General features: G+C 75.9%; 6 protein-coding genes and 1 pseudogene. 6 read left to right on the top strand and 1 reads right to left on the bottom strand.

What is annotated here, in order from left to right:
- Positions 1-1,226, top strand: a pseudogene (locus tag EBN88_RS30905) (family 2 glycosyl transferase); the annotation flags it as partial.
- Positions 1,223-2,785, top strand: a complete 1,563-nt coding sequence (locus EBN88_RS27585; RefSeq protein WP_122399764.1) for a DUF5719 family protein — start codon at positions 1,223-1,225, stop codon at positions 2,783-2,785. The pseudogene EBN88_RS30905 and the gene EBN88_RS27585, both read left to right, overlap by 4 nt.
- 39 nt (positions 2,786-2,824) lie before the next feature.
- On the opposite strand, the gene EBN88_RS27580 is transcribed toward EBN88_RS27585, so the two are convergent.
- On the bottom strand, positions 2,825-3,277 hold the full coding sequence (locus EBN88_RS27580) for a metallopeptidase family protein (protein ID WP_407703473.1): 453 nt from the start codon (positions 3,275-3,277) through the stop codon (positions 2,825-2,827).
- 198 nt (positions 3,278-3,475) lie between these two features.
- On the opposite strand from EBN88_RS27580, the gene EBN88_RS27575 reads away from it, so the two are divergent.
- From EBN88_RS27575 to EBN88_RS27560, 4 genes are all read left to right on the top strand, one after another.
- Complete coding sequence (locus EBN88_RS27575) at positions 3,476-3,862, top strand: DUF3499 domain-containing protein (protein WP_199742508.1); 387 nt, start codon at positions 3,476-3,478, stop codon at positions 3,860-3,862.
- A gap of 75 nt (positions 3,863-3,937) precedes the next feature.
- A complete protein-coding gene (locus tag EBN88_RS27570) occupies positions 3,938-5,296 on the top strand; it encodes a phosphomannomutase/phosphoglucomutase (RefSeq protein WP_122399762.1) in 1,359 nt (452 codons plus the stop codon).
- Between the two features lie 153 nt (positions 5,297-5,449).
- Positions 5,450-5,629, top strand: a complete 180-nt coding sequence (locus tag EBN88_RS27565; RefSeq protein WP_122399761.1) for a Trm112 family protein — start codon at positions 5,450-5,452, stop codon at positions 5,627-5,629.
- A gap of 44 nt (positions 5,630-5,673) precedes the next feature.
- Positions 5,674-6,711, top strand: a 1,038-nt coding sequence (locus tag EBN88_RS27560; RefSeq protein WP_122399760.1) for an SIS domain-containing protein, incomplete at its 3' end; no start/stop codon positions are given.

The raw sequence follows: 6,711 nt of genomic DNA, 5'->3' as shown, positions 1-6,711 counted from the left end.
TGGCGGTCGCCGTGGCCGGCGCCGCCGCGATCGGCCCGCTGCTGGCCGCCGCCGGCTGGGTGCTGGGCGGCGCCGACGGGCCGCTGCGGCGCGCCGACCCGGTGCAGGTCCCGGCCTTCGTCGCCGAGGAGAGCGCCAACGGCGACCAGGCCCGCACCCTGGTGCTCTCCGCCGACGGCCGGACCGACGACGAGGTCGGCGAGGTCACCTACTCCCTGGTGCGCGGCTCGGGCGCCCGGCTGGGCGACGCCGACCTCGCCGAACTCCTCGGCGAGGACGAGGCGTTGAGCGAGGCCGTCGGCGACCTCACGGCCGGCACCGGCGCCGACCAGACCAGGGCCCTCGCCGACTACGCCGTCCGCTACGTCCTGGTCCAGGACGGCGGCCCGCGCGCCCTGCACCGGACGCTCGACACCACGCCGGGCCTCCAGCGCCTCAGCCAGGAGGACGGCAGCGCCCTGTGGCGGGTCAACCGCGAGGCCGCCCGCGCCCTGGTGCTGCCCGCCGAGGAGGAGGGCCCCGAGGCCGAGCCCGTTCCGCTGCCGGCGGAGGCCGTCGAGGTCCACGCCGACCTGCCCGACGGGCCCGCCGGCCGGGTGCTCCGCCTCGCGGACCGGGCCGACGAGGGCTTCCGCGCCACGCTGGACGGCCGCCCGCTCACCCCCGTCACCGTGGGCGACTGGGCGCAGGGCTTCGAACTGCCCGCCGGCGGCGGCCGGTTGGACGTGGTCTACGAGACCTCGGGGCTGCACACGATCTGGGTCTGGGCGCAGGGCTTCGGGCTGCTGGTGCTGGTCGTGCTCTCGCTGCCCGACCGCCGCCGCGAGCTGGACGACGACCTGCCGGAGGCCGAGGCCGCCGCCCCGCCGCAGGGCCGCAGGGCCCGGCGGATGGCGGCCGTCCCCGCGCAGGGCGCGCCACCCCGGGACGACGCGGCCGAGTCGGCGCCAGCTCCCGAGGCCGCGCCGCCCGTTCCCGAGGCCGCGCCGCAGGCCCCGCCCGCGCCGCCGGAGTGGACCCCGGAGCCCGCCGAGCCCTATCCGCCGGTGGCCGACCCGCACGGCGGCGGGGCGATTCCCCAGCAGCAGTCCTACGGCGACTGGTCGGGCCAGCCCTACGACCCGCAGCAGCCCTACGACCCGGCGGGACAGGGCGGCTACGACCAGAGCTATGTGGCGCCCTACGACTATCCGACCGACTATGGCGACGGGAGTGATCACCGGTGAACCGCCTCCCCCTGCCCGTGCTCGGCATCGTGGTCGCGCTGCTCGCCCTGACGGGAATCGCGGCGCTGCGGCCCGAGGCCGAGGAGGCCACGCCGCTCCGCCGCGCCCAGCCGCTCCCGGTCGAGCGCACCGCGCTGACCTGCCCGCGCCCCACCGGCGCCGAGTCCGCGAGCACCTGGTACACGGCGTTCACCCCGTCGAACCAGAACGTCCGCTTCGACGAGGGAGCCGCCACCCTGTCGCCGGCCCCCGAACACGTCCCCGACCCCGACGCGACCGACCCGGAGGCGACCGACCAGGACGAGGAGAACGGGGACGACCAGGAGAACGACGAGACCGCCGAGGAGAACGACGAGGCGGCCGAGCCGGTGGTCGAGCTGACCGAGCCCGGCCTGCCCGTCACCGTCAAGGTCGACGACCCCGACGCGCCCGCCCTCGCCGGCACCGCCGAGCAGCTGCTGGCCCCGGGCTGGACCGTTCAGCAGACCACCGTGGTCGACTCCGGCGAGGGCCGGGGCACCCTCGGCACCTCCTGCCAGACCCCCGACACCGAGTTCTGGTTCGCCGGCGCCAGCGCCGCCGAGGACCGCCACGACTACGTCCACGTCACCAACCCGGACGAGGCCGCCACCGTCGTGGACATCGAGGTCTACGGCGCCGAGGGCGAGTTGGCCGCCGACCACGGCCAGGGCATCACCGTTCCCGGCCACTCCAGCGTCGCCGTCCGACTCTCCACCCTGCTCAGCGACCCCGAGCCCGGCCTGGCCGTCCATGTCGCCGCCCGCAGCGGCCGGATCGGCGCCCAGGTCGAGGTGGTCGACGAGGCGCTGGGCACCGACTGGCTGCCGCCCGTCACCGCCCCCGCCGCCGACACCGTGGTCCTGCCCGGCATCCCCGCCGGCGTCAACGCCGCGCGACTGTCGGTCTTCGCCCCGGGCAACGAGGACCTCTCGCTGGACGTCGGCCTCGCCGGCCCCGGCGGCACCATCGTCCCGGCCGGCAACGAGACCGTCTCGGCGGTCGCCGGCACCGTGACCACCGTCGACCTGGGCGACATCACCCAGGGCGAGGCGTCATCCCTCGTGCTGACCCGGCAGGGGGACTCCGGCGGCGGCCCCGTGATCGCCAGCCTCCACGTGGTGGCGGGCGAGGACGACGGCCGCGAGTCCGCGTTCATCCCGGCCACCGCCCCCGTCGACGACCGCGCCACCGTCTCCGGCAACACGACCGGCGGCACCCGGCTCGCGCTCCTCGCGCTGGACGAGACGGTCGAGGTGGACATCGCCTACTCGGCCGGCGCCGACGGCGGCGAGCCCGTCTCGGAGACCTTCACCGTCGACCCGGGCACCACCCTGGCGATCACCCCCGAACTCGCCGACACCCAGGGGAACTACGCGATCACCCTGCGCCCCTCGGGCGGCGGCACGCTCTACGCCGCCAGGACGCTGCTGATCGACCAGGACGGCTCGACCACGTTCACCACCCAGACGCTGCCCGACGACCGCTCCACCGTCTCCGTTCCCGAGACCGGGCCCGACCTGTCGCTGCTCGTCGACTGAGCCAGGGGCCGGGGCGGCCACCCGCGTGGCCGCCCCGGCTCAGTCCTGCCCGTACCCCGGATCGACCGACTCCGGAGCCAGCCCCAGCAGCTCGGCCGCCTGCTCCACCACCACCTCGTGCACCAGCTGGGCGCACTCGTCACGGTTGCGGCTGCGCAGCTCCACCGGCCGGCGGTAGACCACGATCCGGTCCCGCCGCCCCCGCGAGGCCCGCACCACCCCGCCCAGCGGCACCGCGCCGTCCACCGAGGCGCCGCGCAGCACCGGCACCTCGCGCACCACGAAGTCCACCCCGTCCAGCTGCGGCAGCCGCCGCCGCAGCCGCTCCGCCGAGTCGTGCACCAGCGAGTCGAAGGTGTCCGCGCGGGTCAGCGCCAGCGGCACCTGCGGCGGCGCCACGGGCCCGCGCATACCACGGCCGTGCCGGTCGCGATGCCGATGTCGCTCGGGCGGGCCGGACACGGGTGGGGGGACTCCGCTGGACTTGTCCATCGCATCGACGATAGATCAGAAACCCGCCCCCCGGTCAGAGCGCCTCGGGCCACCCCGCGCCCCCGCCGACCGCCCCCGCACAACCCCCGGACGCCCGGGGCGAATCCGTACACTGCGGGCCGGACCGGGACGACACGGCGGGGTGACGCCGCCCCGAGTCGTCGCGGCCCGCTCAGGAGTGCGGTACGGTCCAACATCGTGAGCCCCGTACGTCGCTGTTCGCGCACCGCGTGCGGCCGTCCCGCCGTGGCGACGCTGACGTATGTCTACGCGGACTCCACGGCCGTTCTCGGTCCGCTCGCCACCTATGCCGAACCCCACTGCTACGACCTCTGCGCGGAGCACTCGGAGCGGCTGACCGCGCCACGCGGCTGGGAGGTGGTCCGCCTCGCGATGGACCCGGCGAGCACCCGCCCCAGCGGGGACGACCTCGAAGCCCTCGCCGACGCCGTCCGCGAGGCCGCCAGGACGCCGCCGAGCCCCGAGCCGCCGCCCGGCGCGCCGCTGCCCCGCAGGGGCGCCGCCGACCCGGTCGAGGTCGCCCGCCGTGGACACCTCCGTATCCTCCGGTCCCCAGAGCCGTAACGTCACCCCGGTACATTGAAGGGCGCGCTCATCACAGCACCGCCGTTCACCCAGCCTCAAGACAAGGGGTCAGCTGTGCCGGACCTGTCACAGATCGTGAAGGCCTATGACGTTCGGGGTGAGGTCCCCGACCAGTGGGACGAGTCGCTCGCCGAGCTGTTCGGGGCGGCCTTCGCCCAGGTCGTCGGGGCCACCGCCGTGGTCATCGGCCACGACATGCGTCCCTCGTCCCCCGGACTGGCCGAGGCGTTCGCCCGCGGCGTCGCCGCACGCGGCGCCGACGTCACCGAGATCGGCCTGTGCTCGACGGACCAGCTCTACTACGCCAGCGGCGCGCTCGACCTGCCGGGCGCCATGTTCACCGCCAGCCACAACCCGGCCCAGTACAACGGCATCAAGATGTGCCGCGCCGGCGCCGCCCCGGTCGGCCAGGACAGCGGCCTCGCCGAGATCAGGGCCCTGGTGGAACGCTGGGCCGACTCCGGCGCCCCCGCCCCCGTCGCCACGCCCGGCACCATCGACCAGCGCGACGTCCTCACCGACTACGCCGCCCACCTGCGGTCCCTCGTCGACCTGGAGACCATCCGCCCGCTGAAGGTCGTGGTCGACGCCGGCAACGGCATGGGCGGCCACACCGTGCCCACCGTCCTCGACGGGCTGCCCATCCAACTGGACGCGATGTACTTCGAGTTGGACGGCAGCTTCCCCAACCACGAGGCCAACCCGCTCGACCCGGCCAACATCGTCGACCTCCAGGCCCGGGTCCGCGAGACCGGTGCCGACCTCGGCCTCGCCTTCGACGGCGACGCCGACCGCTGCTTCGTCGTGGACGAACGCGGCGAGCCCGTCGCCCCGTCCGCCATCACCGCCCTGGTCGCCGCCCGCGAGCTGGCCAAGGACCCGGGCGCCACGGTGATCCACAACCTGATCACCTCCTGGTCGGTCCCCGAGGTGGTCAGGGAGAACGGCGGCAACCCGGTCCGCACCCGCGTCGGGCACTCGTTCATCAAGGCCGAGATGGCCCGCACCGGCGCGATCTTCGGCGGCGAGCACTCCGCGCACTACTACTTCAGGGACTTCTGGAACGCGGACACCGGCATGTTGGCCGCGCTCCACGTGCTCTCCGCGCTCGGCCACCAGCAGGGGCCGCTCTCCGAACTGGTCGCGGCCTACGACCGCTACGCCGCCTCCGGCGAGATCAACAGCCGGGTCGCCGACCAGGCCGACCGCGCAGCCGCCGTCAAGGCCGCCTACGCCGACCGCGAGGGCGTCACCCTCGACGAACTGGACGGGCTGACCGTGACCGCCCAGGACTGGTGGTTCAACCTCCGCCCCTCCAACACCGAGCCGCTGCTCCGCCTCAACATCGAGGCCAGGGACGCCGCCACCGTCGACAAGGTCCGCGACGAGGTGCTCGCCATCGTCCGCGCCTGACCCGGCCGGCGCGCGCCCGCGGCCGGGCGCGCCCGACCCCGCCGCACGCCCCAGGGCGGCCGGACACCGCGTGCCCGGCCGCCCTGAGCTGCGGGTAGGGTTGACCGTCGCGTACCCGTTCGTCCCACCGTTCGTCCACCGCCGGAGGAAGCCATGCCGCTCGTCGAAGACGCCCTGCTGGACATCCTCGCCTGCCCCGTCTGCCACGCCCCGCTGCGCGCCGACGAGCAGGAGAACGAGCTGGTCTGCACCGGCGACACCTGCGCCCTGGCCTACCCGGTGCGCGACGGCATCCCCGTGCTGCTGGTGGACGAGGCCCGCCGGACCGGCTGAGCCCGCCCGGGCAACGGAACGGCGAGGAAGGCCAGGAACGCGCCATGTTCGACGAATCGCTGCTCGACGCCCCCGACCGGCTGGTCCACGCCGACCCGCGCGGCCTGCTGCGCGCCGCCGCCGGCTCCGGGGCGCAGGTGCGCAGCGCGGCACGCGGCGCCGCCGAGTCGCCGCTCGCCCGCCTCACCCCCGAGGGCCGCCCCGGCACCGTGCTGCACGCCGGCCTCGGACCCCAGGTCCCGCTGCTGGCCGACCTGTTCGAGGCCCTCGCCGGCGACGCGCTGCGCGTCGCGACCCTGCGGCCCGGCGGCCCGGCCGCCGACCCCGGGGCGCTCACCTGGGCGCTGCCCCGCTGGGTCGGCCCGATGGACCTGCTGCTGATCACCAGCCCCGAGGGCGTCGAACCGGGACTGAGCCTGCTGGTCGAGGCCGCCCAACGACGCGGCTGCTCGGTCGTCGCCGTCACCCCGGCCCGCTCCCCGCTCGCCGAGGTCGTCCAGTACCGCAGGGGCCTGCTGCTGCCGCTGACCGACGCCCCGTTCCAGGAGCCCAGCGGGGCCCAGGCCGCGCCGGGCCCCGCCTGGGCGCTGCTCACCCCGCTGCTGCTGCTCGGCGACCGGCTCGGCCTGTTCCCCGCGCCCGACGCCACCCTCCAGCTGCTCGCCGACCGGCTCGACCTCGTCGCCGAGCGGTGCGGCCCGGCGACCCGCACCCGGGAGAACCCGGCCAAGTCCCTCGCCGCCCAGTTCGGCGCCACCCTCCCGCTGCTGTGGAGCGACGGCCCGCTGGCCGGCGCCGTCGCCCGGCACGCCCAGCGCACCCTGACCGCCCTGGCGGGACGCCCCGCGCTCAGCGCCGAGCTGCCCGAGGCGCTCCACGTCCACGCGCCGCTCCTCAGCGGCGACCTGGCGGCCGCCACCGACCCCGACGACTTCTTCCGCGACCGCGTCGACGAGCCCGCGCCGCTGCGCCCGCACATCCTGCTGTTCCGCGACCCGCCGCCCAACGGCGCCCCCGGCGGGCTGCCCTCGGCCGCCGACGCGGCACGTGACCTCGCGTTCGGCCGTGGCGTCGGCCTCGAC

Source organism: Streptomyces triticirhizae (assembly GCF_003696235.1).
Taxonomy (GTDB): Bacteria; Actinomycetota; Actinomycetes; order Streptomycetales; family Streptomycetaceae; genus Streptomyces; species Streptomyces triticirhizae.
This window is presented reverse-complemented; position numbering and strand designations above follow the sequence as displayed.

Coding starts and splice junctions, on each gene's coding strand:
- EBN88_RS27580 (WP_407703473.1), bottom strand. CDS start 3,277: ATGGACAAGTCCAGCGGAGTCCCCCCACCCGTGTCCGGCCCGCCCGAG.
- EBN88_RS27565 (WP_122399761.1), top strand. CDS start 5,450: ATGCCGCTCGTCGAAGACGCCCTGCTGGACATCCTCGCCTGCCCCGTC.